Source organism: Streptomyces sp. NPDC020996, assembly GCF_040641355.1.
In the GTDB taxonomy this organism is placed as follows: Bacteria; Actinomycetota; Actinomycetes; order Streptomycetales; family Streptomycetaceae; genus Streptomyces.
On the sequence record NZ_JBFADM010000022.1, the window covers coordinates 1 to 24,960 of the forward strand.

A 24,960-nucleotide genomic window follows, 5' to 3' on the forward strand; every position below is an offset into this window, starting at 1 on the left:
TAAAATTTTTTTGTTTTTTTTGTTGGGTTTTTGAGGCCGGGCGGGGGGGGGGCCCCCCCCGCGGCCCCCCCCCCCCGGCGGTGCGTCAGGCTGCCAGCCGTCGGTCGGCCGCGGCCTGCAGATCGTCCTTGCTCCCGCTGATGACCGGGTCCGGGATCGCGTCGGGCAACTGGTCCTCGAGAAGACGGATTCGCTCGTACCGGTACGCCGTCAGGGACAGCAGCAGGGCGCAGACGCCCGCGGTGATCGCCAGCAGGGCGACCCCCCGGCCCTCTCCCGTTCCGATGAGCCTGCCGATGGAGCCGGCGAGTTCACCGGAGGGAGCGAGCAGCGGTTCGAAGACCCGCTCGGCGAGCGGGCCGGCCGCCAGGAATCCGGCCGGCACCATCGCCCAGCTGCACATCAGGGTCGTGGCCACGACGCGGCCCTGCAGTTCCAGTCCCACCTTCGCCTGGACCAGAGAGAGCCAGTGCGTGTTCAGCAGAGCGGTGGCCAGGCCCATTCCGAACAGGCCCAGGGCCGGGAACGCGGGATGCGGACGAAGACCGATCACGAGCATCGAGACCCCGATGAGGCCCATGGCCCCGATGATTCCGGTGGTTCTGCGGACGAAGCCGCCCCAGACCGACATGATCAGGCCGCCCGTCAGCAGACCGGCGCCGCTCGCGGCCAGTACCAGGCCCAGCGTGGCGGCACTGCCGAAGGACAGGACCAAGGGGGTGGTGAGGACTTCGACCATGCCGAACAGGAAGTTGAGCACAGCCGTGACGGTGATGATCGCGATCAGGCCCCTGCGCTTGACGATGTAGCGCCACCCGCCGAGGACCTCCCGGCCGAAGGACTCCTCGCGCTTGTTGTACAGGGCGGCGGGGAAGTGGACCGTCAAGGTGGCCGTGACGCCGATGGCGAAGGTGGCGAGGTCGATCAGGACCACTCCGCGCAGACCGATGGCAGCGGCCAGCGCCCCGCCGAACAGCGGGCCGAGAATCGTGGCGCCCGCGGTGCCCAGTTGGGCGATGCCGTTGGCCTTGCCGTAGTACCGCTTGGGAACCAGCTGGGTGATGGCCGCGGCGTACGCGGGTTGCTGGAAGGCGTTGGCCACGGCCCCGACGGTGACCGCGGTGTAGACGTGCCAGAGTTCGAGCCGGCCCGTCCACAGCAGTACACCGAGTCCGAGGGTTCCGCAGGCGGCGGCGGTGTCCGCCAGTGCCATGACCGTGCGCCGGGAGAACCGGTCGGCGACGGCGCCGGCGACCGGTGCCAGCACCACCGCGGGCACCAGCGCCATCATCGAGACCAGGGCGAACAGCGAGACCGAGGCGGTGCGCTGGTACACCCACAGGCCCAGGGCGAAGCTCGTCAGCGCGGTCCCGATCAGTGAGGCGGCCTGTCCGGCCGCGATCAGCCCGAAGGACCGCAGGGAGGGAGCAGTCCGCGGCGGTGGGACGGTCACGCCCTCTGGTGGTGTGAGCAGCCGTGACGTGCGGGCGGGGGCCGGGGCTGACGCCGCGTCCCGCGTACGGGGCGGGGTGGCGGGTGCTTCCCCGGCCGGCGCGGGCCCGTCCGCGCCGGGAACCGGCGGCTCACCGTCGGCGGCCGGGTCCGGCCGTGGCTCTCCCGTAGTGCGCGGTGGGGCGACGATCTCCACCAGTTCGGCCGCCTGGTGCTTCTGGAAGTAGTGACCCGCCCCCTCGATCACGTGGAGGCGCACCTCGTCGGAGAAGTGGTGCCACTCGCTGACGCGTTCCTGGTAGAGCTCCGTGGCCCGGTCCCGGTCACCGACGACGCAGTCGATGGGCGTCTTGAGCGCGGTGAAGCCGGCGTCCTGGTAGACGGCGGAGTAGTAGTCCTCGCCTTCCTGCGTGTCCCTGAGGAAGACCCGCATGAGGAAGTCCTTCTCCCGCTCGTCGAGGACATCGGTGAAGAAGCCCATGGCGCGCAGGAAGTCCAGTGCCTGGCGGCGGGAGGTCCAGCGCTCCATGGGGAAGACCCGGCGTGCCCAGCGCGACAGCTTCCCCGGCAGCCGGGGCGCGGGGAAGTGCCCGCCGATGACGATCCGGTCGATGGGCACGCCGTCGTCCTCGAGGAAGCGGGCGACCGCCATGGTGGTGGCCCCGCCCATGCAGTGCCCGTACAGCGTGATGCTGCCCCGTACGTGCTCCTTGACCGCGTCGGCGCAGCGCCGGGCGACCTCCAGGAGCGGAAGCTGGGGTTCTTCTGGACGGTTGATGTCGTGTCCGGGCGGCTCCAGGGCCCACAGTTCGGCGTCCTGCGGCATCGCGGCCGCCAGTGCCTGGTAGGTGATGGCGCCGCCGCCGGCGAAGGGAATGCAGACGAGGGAGCGCTCGGCCTTCCTGTCCGGCGGCGTGAGCCGGTGCAGCAGGCCCTGCGGCCGGTCCTCCCGCTCGGTGGAGTCGCCGGAGGTCAGCGCCTGGACGGTGGGGTTGCGGAACAGTTCCAGCACGCTGGTGTCCACGCCGTGTTCGCGTGCGGCCTTGACGGCGAGTACGGCCTTGAAGGAGTCGCCGCCGAGATCGAAGAAGTTCTCGTCGATGCCGACGGATTCGATGCCGAGGATCTCCGCCCATCGCCGGGTCAGCGCCGTCTCCAGGCGAGTTCGCGGCGCGGTGCCGAGTGACTCCCGCTGTGCGGTGGTGGGAGCGGGCAGGGCGCGCCGGTCGATCTTGCCGTTGGGGGTCAGCGGCATGACGGGCATGACCACGAAGGCGGAGGGGACCATGTAGTCCGGCAGCCTGCGGCGGAGGAAGGACCGCCACGCGGCGAGGTCGGGCTGCGCGGCACCGCGCCGCAGGGTGGCGTAGGCCACCAGGTTCTTCTCCCCCGTCTCCTCGCGGACGACGACGGCGACATCGCGCACCGACTCGTGTGCGGTGAGCGCCTGCTCGATTTCTCCCAGCTCGATGCGGAAGCCGCGCACCTTCACCTGGGAGTCGGTGCGGCCCAGCAGTTCGATGCGGCCGTCCTTGCGCAGCCGTGCCAGATCGCCGGTGCGGTACATCCGGGCGCCGGGGACGGTGCCGAAGGGGTCCGGGACGAACGCGGCCGCCGTGGCGGACGGCTGTCCCGCGTAGTCGCGGGCCAGGCCGTCGCCGGCGATGAACAACTCGCCGACCACGCCGAGGGGGACGGGCTGCAGGGACCGGTCCAGTACGTAGGCGCGGGTGTTGCGGACCGGTCTGCCGATGGTGATGTCGTCGCCGGGGTCGATGCGGACGCCGGTGGAGTAGATCGTGGTCTCGGTGGGGCCGTACATGTTCCACACCTCGGCCACCCGCTCGTGCAGCGCGGCGGCGAGTTCACGCGGCAGCGGTTCGCCGCCGGTGATCACCCGCAGGCCCGGGCGTCCCCGCCAGCCGGCGGCGACCAGCAGCTTCCAGGTCGCGGGCGTGGCCTGAAGGATCGTGGTGCCCGCGGCGTCGACGACGGACGCCAGCCGCTCGGCGTCCTGCACGTCGTCCCGGTCGGCGAGGACCACCCGGGCGCCCACCGTCAGGGGACCGAACAGCTCGAACACCGATATGTCGAACGCGAAGGTGGTGACGGACGTCAGCACGTCCGACGAGGTGATGCCCGGCTCGTTCTGCAGGGAGAGGATCAGGTTCACCACCGAGCGGTGGGTCACCCGGACGCCCTTCGGATTCCCCGTCGACCCCGAGGTGTACAGGAGGTACGCGAGGTTCTCCTGGTTGAGGCCGGTGTGCGGTCTGCCGGTGTCCAGCCCGGTGAGAACGTCCGCGTCGCCGTCCCCGTCCACGACGAGCACGGGGCCGCCGAACGCCCCGAGGTCCGCCGCGAGAGAGGACTGGGTGATGACGGCTGCCGCCGCCGAGTGACCGAGGATGTAGGAGCGGCGCCCCTCGGGGTAGGCCGGGTCCAGCGGCACGTAGGCGCCGCCGGCCTTGAGCACGCCCAGCAGTACGGCGGGAAGGTCGACCGACCTTTCCAGTGCCACGCCGACCGGTGTGTCGGGTTCGATGCCCTGGGCGATGAGCCAGTGGGCGATCCGGTTGGCACGCTCGTCGAGCTGCCGGTAGGTCAGGGTACGGCGGCCATGGCTGACGGCCGTGGCGTCGGGGGTGCGGTCCGCCCGGCCCTCGACCAGTTCGTGCAGCAGCGCGGACGGGTTCGGCTGCGGAGCCGGCTGCCACTCGACGAGTTGCCGGCGCAGTTCCGCCGGGCTGAGCAGGGCGGCGTCCTGCAGGGCGGTGGCGGAGTCGGCGGTGAAGGCGTCGGCCAGGTTCGCCAGATGGGTGAGCAGCCGCTCGGCGGTGTCCGCCTCGAACAGATCGGTGTTGTACTCCAGCCGGCAGTCCAGGACGTCACCGCGCTCGTAGACGTAGAGGGCGAGGTCCACCTGGGCGGTGTGCAGATCGAGCGAGAGCCACTCCGCTTCGGCGCCCGGTACGCGCAGCTCCTTCTCCGGCAGGTTGAGCAGGTTGAACATGACCTGGAAGAGCGGGTTGCGGCTCAGGTCCCGGGGCAGGCGGAGCGCCTCCACCACCCGCTCGAAGGGCAGCGCCTGGTGGGCGAACGCCTCCCGGGCGGTGGCTCGCACCTGGTCCAGCAGTTCCCCGAAGGGCTGTCTGCCGTGCAGCGTCGAGCGCAGCACGAGCGTGTTGAGGAACAGGCCGACCATGTCCTCCTGCTCGGCGCGGGTGCGCCCGGCCACCGGGGAGCCCACGCAGATGTCGCGCTGACCGGACCAGCGGAACAGTACGGCCTGGAACAGGCTGAGCAGGGTCATGTAGAGCGTCGCCCCGTGCTCGCGGCTCAGCTGCCGCAGACCGGCGGTGAGCGCGGGGGGCAGGATGCGGGACACGACCGCCCCGTCGAAGGTCTGCACCTGCGGCCGCGGCCGGTCGGTGGGGATGTCGAGGCTGGGCGGGGCGCCCTCCAGACGCCGGGTCCAGTACGCGAGGTCGGCGCTGCCGGACTCGGCGACCTGCCGGCGTTCCCACAGGGTGTGGTCCCGGTACTGGATCGGCAGTTCCCGGAGGGGCGAGGGTTCGCCCGCGAGGAACGCGGTGTAGAGACTGCCGAGTTCCCGGCCGATGACGGAGAGCGACCAGCCGTCGGAGACGATGTGGTGCATGGCGAGGACCAGGATGTGGTCGTCCTCCTCCAGCCTGACCACCGACGGCCGGAACAGCGGGCCGTGCTCCAGGTCGAAGGGGGCGCGGCCGAGCACCCGCAGCAGGCGCAGGGCGTCCGTCTCGCGCTCCCGCGCGGTGGCGCCCTCCGCGTCGATCAACGGCAGTTCCACTGCTTCCGCCTCGCGGACCACCTGTACGGGTTCGCCCTCGGGAGCCGGGAAGACGGTGCGGAGAGCCTCGTGCCGCCGGACGAGTTCGTCGAGGGCCGCGCGCATGACGGCGAGATCGAGTCTGCCGCGCAACCGGATGCCGGCCGCGATGGCGTACGCGGCACCCGAGTCGGCGTGCACGTGGTCGAGGAACCACAGGCGGCGTTGCACGAAGGACAGCGGTACGGGGCCGTCGTGCCCGTCGGAGGCCGGGACCGGGACGGGGCCGGAGAGCGCGGGTTCCGGCTGCCCGGCCGGCGGGCCGTACCGGGCGACCAGGCCGGCGATGGTCGGCTCGTCGAAGAGCATGTCCAGCGACACGTCCATGCCGCAGGCGGAGCGCAGGCGTGCCGCGAGCTGCGTGGCCATGAGGGAGTGGCCGCCGAGGTCGAAGAAGTCGTCGTGCACGCCCACGGGCGCGATGCCGAGCAGGTCCTCCCACACGGCGGCGACCGCCTTCTCGGCCACGGAGCGCGGTGCGGTGTACTCGGTGGCGACGCCGGGCCGCCGCACTACGCCTTCTTCGGGCACGTCCGGACCCGCCGGGACTTCACGGGCGGGTTCGTCCACGGGCGCGGAGGGCACCGGCAGGCCGGCTCCCGCCGGGACACGGCCGGTGGGCCGGGCGGGCACCCAATAGGACTGCTCGTCGAAGGGGTAGGTGGGCAGCGCGATGCGACGGGCCGGGGTGTCCGCACCGAAGGCGTGCCAGTCGACCGGTGCACCGGCCAGCCACATCCTGCCGACGCCTTCGAGGAAATGGACGTAGTCGTCTCGATGTTCCTCGTTCTCACGGCGCATCAGGGCGACGGCACACGCCGGGTCCAGGCCCTGGCGTTTGAGCAGTCGCGTGAGAGTGCTGCCGGGCCCGGCCTCCGCGGCGACCGCCCCGGATTCGGTGATCAGGCGGGCGCAGTCGGCGAAGCGGACCGGTTCGCGTAGTTGGGAGGCCCAGTAGGCGGGGTCCGTGGCCTGCTCGGCGGTGATCCAGGTGCCGGTGACGTTGGAGAGGTACCGCAGGGTCGGCGGCCGCAGGTCCACGGTGCCCGCCAGCTTCTCGAAAGCGGTGGCCGCAGGGGTCATCATCGCCGAGTGGAAGGCGTGCGAGGTCTGCAGTTCCCTCGTCTCGACCCCCCGGCCGGCGAGTTCCCCACGCAAGGCGTGCACCGCCTCGTCCGGCCCCGCCACGACGCAGCTGTCCGCCGTGTTGACCGCGGCGAGAGACACCTCCGGCCCCAGCATCGCCCGCACCTCCGCCTCCGGCAGCGGGACGGCGGCCATGACGCCCGTGGGGAGGTCCTGCATCAGGGACCCACGCGCGGCCACCAGCCGCAGGCCGTCCTCCAGCGAGAAGACGCCGGCCAGGCACGCCGCGACAAACTCGCCCACGCTGTGGCCGGCCATGGCGACCGGCCGGACGCCCCGCTGGAGCAGGGTCCGGGCCAGGGCGTACTCGACGGTGAACAGCGCCGGCTGGGTGAGCCGGGTCTGCCGCACTCGCTGCCGCGCCCCCAGGGGGTCATCGACGGCCGGCTGCAGCAGGGTGCGCAGGTCAAGGCCGAGCAGCGGGCGGAGAATCTCCGCGCACTCGTCCACCGTGCGCCGGTACACCGGATCGTGCGCGTACAGGCCGCTGCCCATCGAGGCGTACTGGGAGCCCTGCCCGGGGAAGAGCAGGGCGACTCCGTTCGCCGGACGGTCGGCCTTGGCGGTGTGGATTCTGCCGGAACGTGGTGTCCGCAGCGCCTCACGGGCGTCGTCCCGGTCGCGGGCCACCAGGATCCGCCGGTGCGCCAGCTGACGGCGGCCGGTGCGGAGCGTGGCGGCGATGTCCCGCAGGGAGCCGTCCGCGTCCCCTCCGAGGAAGTCGGCCATGCGCGCGCAGGCCGCGTCGAGGGCCGTCGGGGTGGCCGCCGACATGATCAGCAGTTCGGGTGCGGGAGCTTCGTGCCCGGAAGGCGCCGGCGGCAGGGCCGGTGCCTCCTCGAGGACGACGTGCGCGTTGGTTCCGCCCATGCCGAAGGAGCTGACGCCGGCACGCCGCGGCGTGGTGTTCTCCGGCCAAGCCTGCCGCTGGGCGTTCACGTAGAACGGGCTGTTCGCGAAGTCGATCCCGGGGTTGGGAGAACGGTAGTTCAAGCTGGGGGGAAGCACCTTGTTCCAGAGCGCCAGCACCGTCTTGATGAGCCCGGCGACGCCCGCGGCGGCGTCGGTGTGGCCGATGTTGGACTTCACCGACCCCAGGGCGCAGAACCGGGTGTCCGGCGTGTGCGTCCGGTACGCCTCGGTCAGGGCTTCGACCTCGATCGGGTCGCCCAGCGTCGTCGCCGTGCCGTGGGCTTCCACATAGCCGACGGTCCGCGCCGGGACGCCCGCCTCGGCCAGCGCCCTGCTGATCACCTCGGCCTGTCCGCCGACTGAGGGTCCGGTGTATCCGACCTTGCCCGTGCCGTCGTTGTTGACGGCCGAACCCCGGATCACGGCGTATACGGTGTCCCCGTCGGCGAGGGCCTCGCTCAGGCGCTTGAGGACGACGACGCCCACACCGCTGGAGCCGACGGTGCCCTTGGCGTCGGCGTCGAAGGGACGGCAGTGGCCGTCCGGGGACGCGATGCCGCCGGGCTGGTAGAGGTAGCCGCGCCGCTGCGCCGCCTCGATGCTCACCCCGCCGGCCAGTGCGATGTCGCACTCCCCGGCGAGCAGACTGCGCCGCGCCATGTGGACGGCGACCAGCGAGGTGGAGCAGGCCGTGCTCACGCTGACGCTGGGACCACGCAGGTCCAGTGCGTAGGAGGCGCGTGTGGCCAGGAAGTCCTTCTCGGTGCTCAGGGCGATCTGGTAGTCGCCGACCGACCTGACCAGGTCGGGCTGGGACAGCAGGTTTTCCATCAGGTAGCTGCTGCGTCCGGCGCCGGCGAACACGCCGACGGCGGCCGGGACCTCGCCGGGGGCGCGGCCGGCGTGCTCCAGCGCCTCCCAGCAGGTCTGCAGGAACAGGCGGTGCTGGGGGTCCAGGATCTGCGCCTCACGCGGTGTGAACCCGAACAGGGACGCGTCGAACCGGTCGATCCCTTCCAGCACCGTCCCGGCCTTCACGTAGTCGGGGTGGGCGAGTTCCCCGGGATCACCGCCGTCGGCGAGGATCTCCTCGTCGGTGAAGACGCGCACCGCCTCCGCGCCCTCACGGATGTTGCGCCAGAAGCTCTGGACGTCGGGCGCGTCGGGGAAGCGGCAGGCCATGCCGATGACGGCGATGGCCTCGGCCTCGGCCGCGGGCTTCGCAGGCTCCTGGTCGTGTGCCGGCCGCGGTGCGCCGGACGTCCCGTCCGCGGCGGCGAGGTGCCGGGCAAGACCGCGCACCGTGGGGAAGCGGAAGAGATCGGTGACCGTGAGGAAGGGGAACTGCTCCTGGAGCACGGTGTGCAGTCGCAGCAGCAGCAGCGAATGCCCGCCGGCCTCGAAGAAGTTCTCCTGCGGTCCGACGGTGTCGCGGCCGAGGACCGTGCACCATGCCGCTGCGACGGTGCGCTCCAGGCTGCCCTCGGTGGCGGCGCCGGCGTCGTCGGGGCGTTCGGCTGCCTGTGCGGTTCTGGGCGCCGGCAGGGCCTGACGGTCCACCTTGCCGTTGACGGTCAGCGGCAGTTCGTCCAGCAGGACGACCACCGAGGGAACCATGTGCTCGGGCACGATGTCGGCGAGCGCCGCGCGCAGCGCTTCGGGGTCCGGCGGTGCGTTCTCCGCGGTGGTTTCGCCGGGGGCGGCCCGAGCGGTCACGTAGGCCACCAGCCGCCTGTCGCCGGCCCGGTCCTCGCGCAGCGCGACCACCGCGTCCCGTACCTGCGGAAGCCCGGCCAACGCCGCCTCGATCTCACCGAGTTCGATGCGGAAGCCCCGGACCTTGACCTGATGGTCGCGTCGGCCCAGGTACTGCAGGTCACCCGTGGGCAGCCGCCTGGCGAGGTCACCCGTGCGGTAGAGCCTGCCTCCCGGGGCTCCGAAGGGGTCCGGGACGAAACGCTCCGCCGTGAGGGCGGGCTGGTCGAGATAGCCCCGGGCCACTCCCTGGCCGCCGATGTACAACTCGCCCACCACGCCCGGGGGTACCGGCTGAAGGTACGCGTCGAGAACATGGAGCGTGGTGTTGGCGATCGGGCGTCCGATGGGGACGGAGCCGTCGTGCGGGGAGCCGGGGGACACTTCGTGGACGGCGCACCCGACGACCGTCTCGGTGGGGCCGTACTCGTTGATCAGGCGGGTGGCGGGCGCGTGCGCGCGCCAGAACGCGATCTGCTGGGCCCGCAGGTCCTCTCCGCCGATGACGAAGACCTTCGCCCGGCCCGCGGCCTCGGACGGTGGTATCTGGCGGTTGACGATGTCCAGGTGCGCCGGGGTGATCTTCACCAGTCCGTGCGGGGCGGCCCGCAGCGTCTCGCCGAGATCGGCCGCACCGGCCGTCGGCGGCAGCATCCTCACCGCCGCCCCGGCGATGAGCGGGACGAGCAGGCTGGTGACGGTCAGGTCGAAGGCGAACGAGGAATGGACGGGGACGGTGTCCTCGGGGCGTACATCGTAGAAGTCCTTCGCCCACAGGAGGTAGTTGACCACTCCCCGGTGAGTGACCATGACGCCCTTGGGGCGTCCGGTCGAGCCGGACGTGTAGATGACGTAGGCCAAATCGTCGCCGAGGACACCGCGCGTGTCCGGGAGGTCTTCGGGGCCGCCGCGGCTCAGGTCGGCCGCGGTCAGTACCCGGATCCGGTCGTCCGCGAGGTGGTGAGCGGCGTCCGGGCTGGAGACCACCACACGGGCTCCGGTGTCCCGCAGGATGTAGGACAGTCTCTCGGCGGGATAGTCCGGGTCGAGCGGGACGTAGGCGGCTCCCGCCTTGAGCGCCGCGAGCAGGGCCACCGGCAGGTCGATGCCCCTCTCCAGGCACACTCCGACCAGGTCACCGGGTGCCACCCCGTGTGCGCGAAGGGCTCCGGCCCAGGTTTCCGAGCGCTCGGCGAGCTCCCGGTAGGTCAGGGTCCCGGCGGCGTCGCGGACGGCGACGGCGTCCGGCCGGGCCGCCGCCGTGGCGTCGAAGAGCTCGTGCACGAGGAGGGAGGGTGTCTCGGCCCGCTCACCGCACGCCGCCGACAGCAACGCCCCGATCTCGTCGGCGGGCAGGACGGGCAGCTCCCACACATTCGTCGCCGGGGCGTCCGCGGCGGCTGTCAGGAGCCGGTCGTAGTGGGCGAGGAAGCCCCGCACGGTCGAATCCTCGAACAGCTCGCTGCTGTACTCGAGCAGTCCCTCGAGCCCGTCGGCGGTCCGGCGGACCGCCATGGTCAGGTCGAACTTCGCCGTCGGCCGGGGCATGTCCATCGCGCTGACACTCAGCCCCTCGAAGTCCGGGGAGCGGTCGTCCTGCGACTGGAAGAGGAACATCAGCTGGCTGAACGGATGCCGGCCCGGGCTCCGGTCCGGCCGCACCGCCCGCACCAGGCTGTCGAAGGGCAGCGCCTGGTGGGCGTAGGCGTCGAGGAGGGTGTGGCGTACCCGGGACACCACCTCGTCGAAGCCCGGGCGGCCCGACAGGTCCGCCCGGATGGGCAGGGTGTTGGTGAAGAACCCGATGAGGTCCTGTACCTCGGGCCGTTCCCGGTTGGCCGTCGGCGTGGTGACCACCAGGTCCTCGCGTCCGCTGTAACGGGCCGTCAGCACCAGGAACGCGGAGAGCAGCACCGTGTACGCAGTGGCGTCGGTGCGCCGGCACAGCGCCTCGAAGGCCTCGGCCTCGATGCCCAGGCGGAACGGCAGGCTCGTACCGTGCTCGGAGGCGACCGCGGGACGGGGACGGTCGGTGGGCAGTTCGGTACTGGCGGGGGCGCCTCGCAGGGCGCCTCTCCAGTAGTCGAGGTGGCTGCTGTGTTCCTCGCCCGAGGCCCACTCGTGCTGCCACTCGGCGAAGTCGGCGTACTGGATCGTCAGCGGCTCCAGGTCGGGCTCGCGGCCCTGGGCGAAGCTGCTGTAGGCGGCGCCCAGTTCGCGGTGCAGGATCTGCAGCGACCACTCGTCGGCGACGATGTGATGCAGGGTCAGGAGCAGGACGTGCTCCTGCGGGCCCATGCGGAGCAGGCGGGCGCGCAGAAGGCCGCCGCAGGACAGATCCATGGGTGTGCCGGCCTCTGCCGCGAGGTGCTCGGCCAGCCGGGCCCGGGCGGTCTCCTCGTCCAGGGGCGACAGGTCCGTCACGGCGAGGGTGAAGGGTTCCGCCTCGCGGATCACCTGCTGGAAGGCGGCCCCGTCGGCGCGGAAGGCGGTGCGCAGCGAGGTGTGCCGCCGTATCAGCCAGTCGAACGCCGTCTCCATCGCCCGGACGTCCAGCGGCCCGGTGAGCCGGAAGGCGGACGGCAGCAGGTAGAGGCTGCTTCCCGGGGTCAGGCGGTCCAGGTACCACAGCCTCTGCTGTTCGAGGGACATCCTGGCCGTGGACGCCGCGCTGCCGCGGGGCGCGATGACGGCGTCGGCGGCCGCCGCCTTCCTGCGGCGTGCCATCAGCAGGCGGCGCTGCTGGTCCGTCAGGGGCCGCCGCGCGGTGAAATCGCTCATTCGGTGCTGTCCTCGTGCTCGTTTCCGCTGAGTGCGACCTGCAACATGGCCTCGGCCTCCTCGTCGGAGAGGCCGGTGATCAGGAGGTATTCCTCCGCTGCCAGATCAACGTCGGTGCCGTGCTGCTCGCGCAGGGCGCGGGCGCAGGCGGCCAAGGTGGGGTTCAGGAAGAGAGTCCTGAGCGGCACCGCGACGCCGAGCGCCTCGCGCAGGTGGGATGTGACGCGCGTGGCGATCAGTGAGTGCCCGCCCAGGCGGAAGAAGTGGTCCTCACGGCCCACGTCCTCGAGTTTCAGTGCGTCCGCCCATGCCTGGGCGATCACGGTCTCCAGCGCGTCGCGCGGTGGTGAGGACGCCGCGCCGCCGCGCAACGGTTCCGGTTCCGGCAGGGACCTGCGGTCCACCTTGCCCGACGGGGTCAGCGGGAGCGCGTCGAGGAGGACGAACGCCTGCGGCACCAGGTACTCGGGCAGCCGGCCGGAGAGTTCGTCACGGTACCGGTCGGCCAGCTGCCGGCGGCTGTGCTCGTGGACCGGGTCCTGAGGGACGACATACGCGCAGAGGTACTGTGCTCCGTCGCCTCCGCGGGCAGCGACGGCCACGGCACGTACGTCGCCCAGACGGGACAGGGCCGCCTCGACCTCCGCCGGTTCCACCCGGTGGCCGCGGATCTTGACCTGGTCGTCCGTCCGGCCGAGGAACTCGATCGTGCCGTCGCGCAGGATCCTGACCCGGTCACCGGTGCGGTAGAGGCGCTCTCCGGTACTCAGGGTGAGGAAGCGCTCGGCGGTCAGTTCGGGCCTGTTCAGGTAGCCGTCGGCCAGACACGCTCCGCCCAGCCACAACTCCCCCGGCACCCCGTGCGGCACCGGACGCATGGCGTCGTCGAGGGCCCTGGCGGTCACCGCGGACACCGGGCGTCCGATGGGCGGAATGTCCGGCCAGTGGGCCGGGCTGCCGCGCAGGATGTGCGCCGTCACCACGTGGGTCTCGCTGGGGCCGTAGTGGTTGTGCAGGGAACTGCCGGGAAGGGCCGCGAAGAAACCGCGCATCTGCGGCGTGATCCGCAGCTGTTCGCCGGCCGTGACCACTTCCCTGAGCCGCAGCGGGATGCCGGGCTCCCAGGCCTCGGCCAGGTGGTGCAGTGCGACGAAGGGCAGGAAGACCCGTTCGATGCGGTGCCTTTGCAGGAACCGGAGCAGTTCGCCGGAGTCGCGCCGGACGTGGTCGTCGACCAGGACCAGAGTGCCGCCGGCCGCCCAGGTGGAGAAGAGTTCCTGGCAGGAGACGTCGAAACTCAGCGAGGAGTACTGGAGGGTGCGGGCGGCGCTTCCCAGCTCACCGGCCGTTCGCTGCCAGTCGATCAGATTCGAGACCGCTCGGTGGGGCATGGCCACGCCCTTGGGCGTCCCGGTCGACCCGGACGTGAACAGCACGTAGGCGAGGTCCGCGGCGGTCGCCTCGGACGGGGGCGCTGAGGCCGCCTCCCGCGCGATCGACGGCGCGTCCTGGTCGAGGCAGACCACCCGGTGCTCCCCCGCGGGGATCCGCTCCCGCTCGGAACGCCTGGTCACCACGAGCGGAGCGGCCGATTCCGTCAGGGCCGCGGCGAGCCTGGGCGGGGGGTAGTCGGGGTCCAGGGGCACATAGGCGGCTCCTGCCTTGAGGATCGCGAGGACGGCCCGGGGCAGGTCCAGGGATCGTCCGAGGCAGACCGCGACCGGCGTGGAAGGTCCCGCGCCCAGCCGCCTGAGATGGTGCGCGAGCCTGTTGGCCTGCTCGTCCAGTTCGCGATAGGTCAGGGCTGCCTCGCCGTGTTCGACGGCGGGGGCGTCGGGTGTCGCGGCGGCCTGCCGTTCGAAGAGGGTGTGCAGAGGCAGGGGTGGCGCCTCGGTATCCGGTCCGCGAACCGAAGCGGCGTCGCCGCTCCCGGGCGCCAGCAGCGGGAGCCGGGACACCCGGTCGGCCGGTTCCCGGGTGAGGGACCCGAGCAGCGTCTGGTAGTGGTCCAGCAGCCGCTCGATGGTGACGGCGTCGAACAGGCCGGTGTCGTACTCGACGATCAGGACCGGCCCGGACTCGGGGAAGTCGATGTAGAGGGACAGGTCGAATTTGGCGCAGCCGTTGTCCAGTTCTCCCTCGTAGGCGATGCGCAGTCCGTGACCGTCGACCGCGGGCACCGGCTCCTGGTACACGAACAGGGTCTGGAACAGGGGGTTGGTGACGGCGTCACGCTCCACGTCGGCGGCGCCCACGATCCGCTCCAGGGGGACCTGGCCGTGTTCGGCGGCGGACATGACGGTGCGCCGCACCTGGTGCAGCAGCTCGATCGAGGTCGGGTCTCCGCCGAGGTCCACGCGCAGTGGCAGCGTGTTGGTCATCATGCCGATGAGCGGGCGGCACTCAGGCGTGGACCGCTGGGCCAGCGGTACGCCCGTGGTGATGTCGGTCTGTCCGCTGTAGCGGTGCAGCAGCAACTGGTAGGCGGTGAAGAACACCACGAACGGGGTGACGCCCACGTCCCCGCTCAAGGTGCGGACCGCTTGCAGCAGCTCCGGTCGCAGCGGTTGCCGCATCTTGCTGCCGGGCCGGGCGTCGGCGTCCTTGCGCGACCGGTCGGCGGGCAGCTCCAGCGCGGGCGGCGGCGTGGCGAAGACCTCACGCCAGTGGTCGAGTTGGGAGGTGAGCTGCTGTACTTGTCCGGGGCTGCGCTGCCACATGGTGATGTCGCTGTGGCGGACGTGCAGTTCGGGCAGTACGGGAGGCCGGTCCTCCGCGAAAGCGGTGTACGCCGCGGCGAGTTCGCTCATCAGCACACGCACGGACCAGCCGTCGAAGGCGATGTGGTGGACCGCGATCAGCAGTTCGTGGTGCCTTTCGCCGAGCCGGACCAGCGTGCAGCGCAGCATCGGAGCACTGCCCGGCTCGAAGGGCAGTGCGGCCTCCCGGCGCAGGGCCTCGAGCCGGGTGCGGCGGACGTGCTCGGGGCAGCCGCTCAGGTCCACCTGGTGCAACGGCACCCGGAGGTGGGGCTCGCGCCAGGACTTCGGCCCGGATCCGTCGTCCGTGACACGGCTATGCAGCGGCTCGTGACGGAGCACGAGGGTGTTGAGTGCCCGTTCCAGGATCTCGGGTTGCGGGGTTCCCGTGACCTCGAAGGCGAGCGGCACCACGTACTGGGCGCTTCCGGGTGCCATCTTCTCCATGAACCAGATGCGCATCTGGGCATCGGACAGTGGCAGTGGGTCGGGGGTCGCCGTGGGGACGGGAACGCTTGCCGACGGGGCCGGGCCCGCCGCGTCGAGCGCCTTGGCCAGAGCGGCGACGGTGGGGTTCTCGAAAACGGTCCGCGGTGCCACCGGCACCCCGAGCAGGGACTCCAGCTCCACGGCAATGCGCATCGCCACGAGCGACTGGCCGCCCAGGGCGAGGAAGTCGTCGTGTACGCCGATCGTCCTGCCGCCCAGGTGGCGCTGCCAGACGTCAGACACGATCCGCTCGCGCTCGGTGCGCGGCGGGGTGAGTTCACGGTCCTGCCGGGGGCCGGATTCCGGCAGCGGAAGGGCACGGCGGTCGATCTTGCCCTGGGAGGTGAGCGGGAACGCCGTCATCCGGACGAGAGTGCGGGGCACCATGTACGCGGGCAGCCGTGTCCGCAGGTGTTCGCCGAGCACCTCCTCCAGCCGGCTCGCCTGAACGTCCGCTTCCGACCCAGTCACGACATGGGCGATCAGCTCGCCGGCCCACGGACCGCTCTCGGCCACCTGCACCACAGCGGACTGGACCAGCGAATGGCCCAGCAGACAGGCCTCGATCTCACCGAGTTCGATACGAAAGCCACGTACCTTGACCTGGTGGTCCGTGCGGCCGAGGAACTCCAGCCTGCCGTCCTCCCTCCTGCGCACCAGATCACCCGTCCGGTAGAGGCGGGCACCCGGCTCGGTGCCGGTCGGGTCCGGGAGGAAACGCTCCGCGGTGAGATCGGGCCGGCCCAGATAGCCTCTGGCCACGCCGGGGCCGCCGATGAACAGCTCCCCGGCCTCGGTGTCCCGGACCGGGTTCAGCCGTTCGTCGAGGACGTGCAGGACGGTCCGGCCGACGGCCGACCCGATGTCGGGCAGGTCCTCCCCGGCGGACCGGACGGTCACCGTGCCGGAGGTCGCCACGACGGTGCATTCGGACGGACCGTAGTTGTTGACCAGCCGGAAGGGCAGGGCGGCCGGAGGGAACCGGGTCAGCCGGTCGCCTCCTGTGAGCAGCAGGCGCATGGCGGTGTCCGAGGGCCACTCCAGTTCGATGAGGCCCTCGGCCATGGGCGTGGGGGCGAAGCAGACGGTCACCGAGTGCTGGACCAGCCAGTCGCGCAGCCGGGTGAGCGAGTCGCGCACGTCGGAGTCGGGAACGGTGAGAACGGCGCCCGCGCACAGGGTCGGCCAGATCTCCCAGACGCTCGCGTCGAAGGCCGGGGAGGCGATCAGCGCCGTGCGGTCCCGCGCGGAAAGACCGAAGGCCGACTCGTGCCAGTCCACCAGCCCGGCCAGTCCGCGGTGCGGGATGTGGACCCCTTTGGGCGCACCGGTCGAGCCCGAGGTGTACACCACGTAGGCGCCCTGATCGGGATGCGGACAACGGCGTTGCCTGGGCTCGGCGGATGCCGCGCGGCCGGACGCCGCCGAAGGCGGCCGGACGTGCTGCCGGACCTGCAGGACCGTCGGATGGTCGATGTCCGGGCGGCTTCCGGAGACGACCACCACGGCCCCGGCCCCCGATTGCCGGAGCAGGCTGTTGAGCCGATACGTGGGTGTGGCGGCATCGATGACCACGAAGCACGCTCCAGCGCGCCAGACCGCCAACTGGGCCACCACCAAAAGGGGTGAGCGGTCGAGCACGAGCGCCACCACGTCTTCGGTGCCGATCCCTGCGTCGCGCAGCTCATCGGCGAGACGGTCCGCCCCGTCGAGCAGGTCCGCGTAGGTGAGCGCACCGTCGGACCACTCGACCGCGGTCGCGTCGGGCGCGCTTCGCGCCCGACGCACGAAACGGCAGACGACGTCCGTACCTGATGCCATTCCCGCCCTCCCCCTGCACACTGCGACTGGCCTCAGCGGTCGGGCCACAGGCCTCCCGGCGGATCGGCGGCCGGCGTCGGTGTGCGTACGTGATCAAGGTCAGTGATCTTTCACACCTTTCATCAGCCACGATATGCAGGTCACCAGTAATTGCTACTCGCACTGGCTGATTTCTCCCCCGACGTACTCCGACCCGGACCGCGGTCACGGCCACCGCCGAGTAACAACTCCGGCAATGGAGCTTCGACATGACTGTCAGTCAGCGGCTTCCACGACTCGGGCCGACCCCCGGGGCCGGCCCCGCCGGGCAAGGACGAACACCGGCAGGTCACCGTCTCCCGGTATGCACAGCAACACACTGACACTCTTCGCCGCGCCGGACGAGCAGACAGCCGCGGTCATGCTTGCAACCGACCCCGGAGCAGGCGCCATTGAGCTGGACTTCGACGAACTCGATCCGGAGGATGTGCTGCCCGCCTGGGAGGCATTCTTCGATCACCCGTCGGCCTCCGGAGGCCCGCAGTCGGCGGTGGGCTGGTCACGGCCGGAGAACCGGCCGCCACCCCGTGGTCGCGCTCCGTACCCGAGCGTGCACGAGGCTGTGGACGCAGCGGGGTTATGGATACGCCGACGTCTGCAAGACCTGGTACCACCAGAGCGGCTTCCCCGGGCTTTACCACGGCACGCTGTGGGGCACCGTCCACCACTACCACGCCCCCGCCAACCGCCAGGTCGTCGCGCAGGCGAGCCTCGACGGCAGGAAGTTCCTCCTCGGGGCGACCTACGGCAACAAGTCCTTCAGCAACAAGTACCGCTACATCCGGAAGCTCCTGATGCGGCTGTGCCTGCACCGCCCCGGCGGCGGCGTCTCCTGCTGCGGCAACTGGTGGTGACGTCGGACGAGCGACTTGGGGGGCGGTACCGGGGATACCCGACCGGTACCGGGCCTCCCCTCTCCCCCAAGAACCCCGCTCACCACCCTGACGGTGAACACCGGCAGCCCGGAGACCGTCAAACGCGCCGACGACGGCGGACGTGCTCAGCGCGCCCGGCGGCTGCCGCCCGCCCGGCCCCGTCTGCGCCGCGACCACCAGCGCGGCCCGGGCCGAGCACAACGCCTGTCCCGCACATCCTCAACGGCAGTGGACACTGACGGCATAGCCGCCGCCGTCGTAAGGATCGGCGTCCCAGCCGGCGAAGCGGTCGACGAGGGTGAGGCCGGCCTCGGTGCAGCAGTCGTCGTACTCTGCCAGCGTGATGCCGGGCGGCACGGGCAGGTGGTCCTCGTCCAGACCGAAGCCGGAGACCAGCAGACCGCCCGGACGCAGGGCCGCGGCCAGGCGCTTGACCACCGTGGCCTCGGTGCCGGCGGCGAGCAGCGGGAAGACGTTGCCTGCCGCGACCACGAGATCGAAGTCTGCAGCGATGCCGAGCAGGGCCGGATCGAACCCGGTCAGATCCGTATGGAACCAGGGCAGGTCCGGCGCCTGCTTCCGCGCCACTGCCAGCATCGACTCGTCAAGATCCACCCCGACGCATTCGTACCCGAGCTCCGCAAGCCGGATCATGACCCGTCCGGTACCGCACCCGGCGTCCAGCACTCGCGCTCCGGCAGGTACGAGAGCGGCGCAGAACCGCGCCTCACCGTGCACGTCCTTCCCGCTGAGGGCCAGGGCCGCGAACCTCGCGGCGTACTCTTCTCCGGATGTCCCCCCGGTCAACGCGTTCCAACGGCTCATGACCGAACTATATGTCGGCCGTACGCCGCTCGAACGAGCGGCTGAACCCGCGGCACCGAAGGCCGGCGCGGACAAGGGCGGGATCCGCCGGCTCTCCTCACCCGCCCGGCCTGCGACGGACCGCCAGGATGCCGGGATCGCCCCCGCGCCCGGACGCACCACGAGCACGTGGGCGCGGCCCTTCCGCGCTCCCGGACCGATCCCCTGCCGGTACGACGTCCCCGGTCGGCCTCTCGTCTCCGGCCAGCATCGGCAGCAGCAACGCCGCCGACCAGCTGAAGTTCGGCGAGTTGAGCGGCGCCCCGGTGACCGGGTCGTAGTTCTCCATGATCGGACCGTTGCCCATCAGTCCGGACGCATGCGCGAGGAGCCGGTCGGTGAGGGCGTCGGCGTCCTTGCCGTAGCCGTAGCGGATCAGGCCGCCGAGGGCGAAGTACGCCTGGTCGAGCCAGACGGGGCCGCGCCAGTAGTCGGTCGGCGAGAAGTACGGGGAACTCTTCGCGACCGTGGGGAACGGCACCCCGGTCGCGAACTCCTCGGCGTCCGTCAGCCGGTCACGCACCGTCCGGGCCTGCGCGGCGGACGCCGTGCCGGTCCACAGCGGGACGGCGCCCTCGATGCCGCGCCCGCGCGCGGTGAGCGGCTTCCCGGTGCCGAGCGCGGTGTCGTGGAACCAGCCGTCGGCCGGGTCGTACATCGTCTTCCGTACGAGAGCGTGGGTGGCGGCGGACTTCTCCTTCCATCGCCGGGCGTCGCGGTCGTGCCCCACGACGTCCGCGATGCGCGCCAGATACCCCTGGTCGGCGGCGAGATACGCGTTCAGGTCGACGGACTCCTGGTTGAGGGAGTAACCGAGGACAGTGCCGTCCGCCGCCCGGTTGGCGACGACGGACGTGCCGGGCGCGGCGTCGAAGCGGGGGGCGTTGTCCATGCCGCTCTCCCAGGCCGCGGCCAGGCGCCGCTGTTCGGGCGAGTCGTTGGCGGGGTCGACGGTGGCGCCGTACTCGGCGAGGCCGTTGTGGTCGTGGTCCCGGTTGCGGTACCACCAGTCCTGGTAGGCGGCGAGTTTCGGGTACATCTCGCGCAGGAACGCCGTGTCGCCGCTCCTGCGGTAGACCTCCCACACGGCCCAGGCGGCCAGCGGTGGCTTCGAGTTGCGCTCGTTCCAGTTGCCGCCGCCGCGCGAGGGATCGTTGTAGAAGATGACGTCCGGGATCATTCCGGCGTCCTGCGGCCGGGTCCGGGAGTCCGGCCGGATCTGCCAGTCGAACATGGAGCGGATCTGGGACTGGGCGAGCCGGGGGTCGAAGCGGGCGGTGCCGACTGCCTGCTTCCAGGTGTCCCAGGCCCAGATGCCGCCGGCGAACCACTTGTACGAGATCGACGGCGTGATGCCGTCGTGCTTGATCTGCCCGGCTGCGCTGCGCCAGTTGGTGACGAGTGTCTGCAACGACTTCACGGCCGTGCGCCGCCGGTCCGCCGGCACCCCGCGGGTCACGTCACGGACATAGCCGCGCCAGCGCTCGTCAGCGGCGGCGGCCTCGGCCGAGGGGCCGGCGAGGACGTGCCGCACCTTGCGCGCCTCGCGGGTGCGTTCGCCGGCGGTGAAGGTGTAGGACTCGGTCCAGTCGAACCTGTGCGAGTGCCCGGGGGCGAGGGTCACCGGTGCCGTGGCCTGTGTCCGGTAGGTGTCGCCGTCGACCGTGGTGCGGACGGGTTCCTTGTGGGTGACCTCGAAGCGTTCGGTGCCGTCCGTGAGGTAGTCCCACACCTTGCGGACCTTCGCGAAGTCGACGCCGACGCCGGTGGGTGTGGCGGTGAGCGAGGGCGCGTCGCGCATCGGCGGGTCGGCGGGGCGCAGCAGGCTGCCGGTCCAGCCGGCGTGCAGGGTGCGCGTCGCGGTACCGGTGTTGCGCAACTCGGCTCGTACGAGTGCGCTGCGCGCGGTGGCGAACCGCAGCTCCAGCGTGAGGCTCAGGCCGCGTCCGAGGTCGTAGGACTGGCGCAGCAGCCCGGGCAACGAGGTGAACCGGGGTGGGCCCCCCGCGGCCAGGTCCAGGGTGTGTCCGTCCTCACCGAGGCGCATGCGGCTGAAGGAGGTGCTCAGCCACCACGGGTATTCCTGGGCTATGTAGAGCGGCCCGGTGAAGCCTCCGTAGGCGGCGCGGTCGCCGTTCTCGGGCAGCGCGTAGGCGTGCCAGGCGCCGCGGTCGGCGAAGACGGTGACGGGGTTGTCGTCCTCGTCGTCGCCGGGCAGGGCGGCGGTGGGGGTGCCGTGCAGATCGAGGACGTCCGCGTATCGGGACGGCGGCTGCGGACGGGCCGCGGCGGAGGCGGCCTGCGGGGCGGCGAGCACGCCGGCGGCGAGCAGCAGCGCCGTCAGGGCGTGCGGGATCCGGTGTCCGGTCACTGGTCGGTCCCTCCGGGGGAGTCGGGGGCAGGGGCGACGCGGATGACCGCGGCGCCGAGCGGTTCGAGGTCCACGTGGCCGTGAACGGCTCCTCCGGTGAGCAGATCGGTGCCGCCCGCGGCGTACGCGCCGGACAATGGGGTCCGTGCGGGCCGGTCGCCGTGGTTGAGGAGGAAGAGGTAGGTGCCCTGCTCGCCGGCGCGGGTCGTCGCTTCGACGCCTGCGGGGGCGTCCAGGACGGGCTGAACGCCTGCCGCGGTGAGGGCCCGGTCGAGTACGTCGCCGATGTCTTCGGCGAGGTGGCAGCTCACGTACCAGGCGGTTCCGGAGCCGTGGTGGTGCCGGGTGACGGCGGGCCGGCCGGAGAGCGGGCCCGAGGTGTACGTGTCGGCGGTCTCGGCGCCCTGCGGCACGATCCACTCGGTCCACAGCGTGGCCTCGGCTCCGGAGGCCAGGGCGGTCGTCTCCCCGTCGGGTACCGGCCAGAACTCGTCCACCGACAGCCCCAGTACGTCCCGCAGCGGGCCGGGTGCTCCCCCGTCGTGGATGTGGTCGTGCCCGTCGACGACGCCGCTGAACGGGCCGCACACGAGGTGGCCTCCGGCGTGCACGTAGTCGGCGATCCGGCGGGCGTGTTCCGGGCGCAGGAGGTGCAGGTTGGGCGCGAGGACGGCCCGGTAGCCGTCGAGGACGGCGTGCGGGGGGACGAAGGTGATCGTGATGTTGCGGGCGTGCAGAGCCGTGTACCAGGGGCGCAGCAGGTCGGGCCAGCGCATCCGGGCCGAGGGGTGGTCGTCGGACTCCAGGGCCCACCAGGAGTCCCAGTCCAGGGTGATCGCGATGTCGGCGGTGAGGCGGCTGCCGGCGACTTCTGCGAGGCGGGCGAGTTCGGTGCCGAAGCGCACCGTCTCGCGCCAGCCGCGCGAGGCGGTGCCGCGGTGCGGCAGCAGGGCGCTGTGGTACTTCTCCGCTCCGGCGCGGGAGGCCCGCCACTGGAAGTACATGATGCCGTCGGCGCCTCGGGCCAGGGCCTGGAGCGACCACAGGCGTTGCAGGCCCGGTCTCTTGGGGACGTTCACGGGGCGCCAGCTGACCGCCGAGGGGGCCTGTTCGAGGAGCAGCCAGGGTGTACCGCCCTTGAGGGAGCGCATCAGGTCGTAGTTGAGGGAGGCGGTGATGTGGGCGCGCGGGTCGGCGGGGTCGGGGTAGGCGTCGTCGGAGACGAAGTCCTCGTGCCGGGCCCACTTCCAGTAGTCGAGCGCCTTGAACATCGACATGAAGTTGGTCGTGGCGGGGGTGTCCGGGCTGAGTTCGGTCAGGACGTCGCGTTCGGCGCGGTGCAGGGCGAGGAGCGCGTCGGAGCAGAACCGTCGCCAGTCGAGGAGCTGGGTCGGGTTGACCGGTCCGGGCGCGGTGCGCGGCGGTTCGATCTCGTCGTACGTGGCGTAGCGCTGTGACCAGAAGGCGGTTCCCCAGGCGTGGTTGAGGGCGTCGATCGTGCCGTGGCGTTCGCTGAGCCAGGCTCTGAAGTGGGCGGCCGAGCGGGGGCAGAAGCATTCCGTGACGTGGTCGCCGTACTCGTTGTGGATGTGCCACAGGGCGAGGGCGGGATGGTTCGCGTACCGCTCGGCGAGGGCGCGTGTGAGGCGCAGCGCGGCGGCCTGGTACCGGGGGGAGGAGGGGCAGTAGTGCTGGCGCGAGCCGAATTCGAGGCGTACGCCGTCCGCGGTGACGGGCAGGATCTCCGGGTGCGCGCGCACCAGCCACGCGGGCGGTGAGGCGGTGGCGGTGGCCAGGTCGACGGCGACGCCGTGGGCGTGCAGCAGGTCGAGGAGCCGGTCGAACCAGGCGAAGTCCCAGGTGTCCGGGCCGGGTTGGAGCCGGGCCCAGGAGAACACGCCCACGGTCACCAGGGTGACCCCGGCCTCTCGCATCAGCCTGGCGTCCTCGGCCCACACCTCTTCGGGCCACTGCTCGGGGTTGTAGTCCCCGCCGTACAGGAGGCCGGGGATCCGGGTGAGACGGTTGCGGGCGGGGCGGCTCATCCCTTCACCGCCCCGCCGAGCAGTCCGGCCACGAACTGCCGCTGGAAGAGCAGGAAGAGTGCCATCAGCGGCAGTGTCGCGAGCAGCGAGCCGAGCATCAGCCCCGAGTAGTCGACATGGGACAGGCCTGTGAGGGTGTTGAGCGCGACGGGCACGGTGTATTTGTCCTCGGTGTTGAGAACGAGCAGAGGCCAGATGAAGCTGTTCCACTGGCCCATGAAGGTGAAGATCACCAGGGCTCCCAGTTGGGGGCGTACGCACGGAAGCACGACCCGGTAGAAGGTGCGCAGTTCCCCGGAGCCGTCGACGCGGGCCGATTCGATGAGTTCGTCGGGGAAGTCCACGAAGGCCTGCCGCATCAGCAGAATGCCGAAGGAGTTCGCGAGGAACGGCAGGATCACGGCCTGGTAGGAGTCGATCCAGCCGAGGCTCGCCATCATCTGGAACAGCGGCACCAGGAGGACCTGGAACGGGATCATCATCGTCGCCAGCACCGCGCCGAGCAGCAGACGACGGCCGCGGAAGCGGTACTTGGCGAGGCCGTAGCCGCACATCGCGGAGATCAGCGAGCTGAGTGCCGTGTACACGACGGCGATCCCGACGCTGTTGAGGAGCACGCGGCCGAATCCGATGGTGTCGTGGAGGCGCACGAGATTGTCGAGCAGCCGTCCGCCGGGCAGGAAGGGCGGCGGTGAGCGGAACAGTTCAGGCGTGGAGTGCGTGGCGGCGACGGCCATCCACAGGAACGGCACCAGGCTGGCCACGGCCCCGAGGGCGAGCAGCAGCCGTACGAGGTTGCGGCCGGCGCGGCGGGCCGGGTGGGCCTGTGCCGGTGCCGGGGGGAGTGCGGTCACCGGTGCTGCCTTCCGAAGATGAGGTACTGGACGAGGGAGACCGCGCCGGTGAGCACGACGACGGCCCAGGCGATCGCTGCGGCGTAGCCGAAGTCGAGCTGCTGGAAGCCGACTTTGTAGAGGTAGACGACGGGGGTGAGGGTCGCGTCGTCGGGGCCGCCGCGGGTGAGGACGTAGTTCTCGTCGAAGAGCTGGAGGGTGCCGATGGTGGAGGTGACGACGCAGAAGAGGACCACGGGCCGCAGCTGCGGGAGGATCACGCGGATGTAGGTGGTCAGGGTCCCGGCGCCGTCGATCGAGGCCGCCTCGTACTGTTCCTTGCCGATCGTCTGCAGTCCGGCGAGCAGGATGACGGCGTTGTATCCGGTCCAGCGCCAGGTGAGGGACGCGATGAGCGAAACGCGGGCCCAGGCGGGGCTGTTGAGCCAGTCGACCGGACCGAGGCCGATCGCGCCGAGAAGCTGGTTCACGAGGCCGCCGTCCGTCTTGAGCAGGACCTGGAAGACGACGGCGTACGCGACGAGGGTGGTGACGGCGGGCAGGAAGTAGACCGCGCGCCAGGTGCCGCGGAAGCGGAGCCATGACTGGTTGAGCAGGACGGCGATGGCCAGTGCGAGGCCGATCATCACCGGGACCTGTGCGGCGAGGATGAGGCCGGTGTTGGACAGCGACTCCAGGAACGCCGGGTCGTCGATCATCCGCCGGTACTGGCCCAGCCCGGCCCAGCGGGTGGTGCCCGCGTCCTCGGAGGTGAAGCTCTGCAGCAGGCTCGCACCCAGCGGATAGGCGAAGAAGAGCGTGAAGAGGACGGCTGCGGGGCCTGCGAAGATCCAGCCGGCCGGGCGGGGGCGCCGTCGTCCGCCACGTGCCGCGTGGGGTGCGCGTGCCGGGAGGGGCCGGTCGAGGGTGGTGGGGGTGGCCATCGT

General features: G+C 71.4%; 8 protein-coding genes. 1 reads left to right on the plus strand and 7 read right to left on the minus strand.

The genetic code is table 11. The features are described from left to right. Window positions 1-85: 85 nt before the first annotated feature. Window positions 86-11,917, minus strand: a complete 11,832-nt coding sequence (locus AB0G63_RS17505) for an amino acid adenylation domain-containing protein (protein ID WP_360750760.1) — start codon at window positions 11,915-11,917, stop codon at window positions 86-88. Continuing rightward, on the minus strand, window positions 11,914-16,986 hold the full coding sequence (locus AB0G63_RS17510; RefSeq protein ID WP_360750762.1) for an amino acid adenylation domain-containing protein: 5,073 nt from the start codon (window positions 16,984-16,986) through the stop codon (window positions 11,914-11,916). Before AB0G63_RS17510 ends, AB0G63_RS17505 begins: the two co-directional genes overlap by 4 nt. Before the next feature lie 566 nt (window positions 16,987-17,552). On the opposite strand from AB0G63_RS17510, the gene AB0G63_RS17515 reads away from it, so the two are divergent. Beyond that, a complete protein-coding gene (locus AB0G63_RS17515) occupies window positions 17,553-17,879 on the plus strand; it encodes a hypothetical protein (protein WP_360750764.1) in 327 nt (108 codons plus the stop codon). A 240-nt stretch (window positions 17,880-18,119) separates the two neighbouring features. Here the strand turns inward: AB0G63_RS17515 and AB0G63_RS17520 are convergent, their stop codons facing one another. From AB0G63_RS17520 to AB0G63_RS17540, 5 genes are all read right to left on the minus strand, one after another. Next, window positions 18,120-18,725: a class I SAM-dependent methyltransferase gene (locus AB0G63_RS17520; protein ID WP_360750766.1), complete on the minus strand. Its 606-nt coding sequence runs from the start codon at window positions 18,723-18,725 to the stop codon at window positions 18,120-18,122. 97 nt (window positions 18,726-18,822) lie between these two features. Next, window positions 18,823-21,135, minus strand: coding sequence for a trehalase family glycosidase (locus tag AB0G63_RS17525; RefSeq protein ID WP_360750768.1), 2,313 nt, complete (start codon window positions 21,133-21,135; stop codon window positions 18,823-18,825). Beyond that, on the minus strand, window positions 21,132-23,180 hold the full coding sequence (locus AB0G63_RS17530) for a beta-galactosidase (RefSeq protein ID WP_360750770.1): 2,049 nt from the start codon (window positions 23,178-23,180) through the stop codon (window positions 21,132-21,134). Before AB0G63_RS17530 ends, AB0G63_RS17525 begins: the two co-directional genes overlap by 4 nt. After that, the gene (locus AB0G63_RS17535; RefSeq protein ID WP_360750772.1) at window positions 23,177-24,034 is read right to left on the minus strand and encodes a carbohydrate ABC transporter permease; all 858 of its coding nucleotides are present in this window, start codon (window positions 24,032-24,034) and stop codon (window positions 23,177-23,179) included. The genes AB0G63_RS17530 and AB0G63_RS17535 overlap by 4 nt, the downstream gene beginning before the upstream one ends. Next, on the minus strand, window positions 24,031-24,957 hold the full coding sequence (locus AB0G63_RS17540) for a sugar ABC transporter permease (protein ID WP_360750774.1): 927 nt from the start codon (window positions 24,955-24,957) through the stop codon (window positions 24,031-24,033). Before AB0G63_RS17540 ends, AB0G63_RS17535 begins: the two co-directional genes overlap by 4 nt. Between the last annotated feature and the right edge of the window lie 3 nt (window positions 24,958-24,960).

Excerpts from the sequence above, each read along its gene's own strand:
- AB0G63_RS17505 (WP_360750760.1), bottom strand. The coding sequence starts at position 11,917 with ATGAGCGATTTCACCGCGCGGCGGCCCCTGACGGACCAGCAGCGCCGC.
- AB0G63_RS17510 (WP_360750762.1), bottom strand. The coding sequence starts at position 16,986 with ATGGCATCAGGTACGGACGTCGTCTGCCGTTTCGTGCGTCGGGCGCGA.
- AB0G63_RS17520 (WP_360750766.1), bottom strand. The coding sequence starts at position 18,725 with ATGAGCCGTTGGAACGCGTTGACCGGGGGGACATCCGGAGAAGAGTAC.
- AB0G63_RS17530 (WP_360750770.1), bottom strand. The coding sequence starts at position 23,180 with ATGAGCCGCCCCGCCCGCAACCGTCTCACCCGGATCCCCGGCCTCCTG.
- AB0G63_RS17540 (WP_360750774.1), bottom strand. The coding sequence starts at position 24,957 with ATGGCCACCCCCACCACCCTCGACCGGCCCCTCCCGGCACGCGCACCC.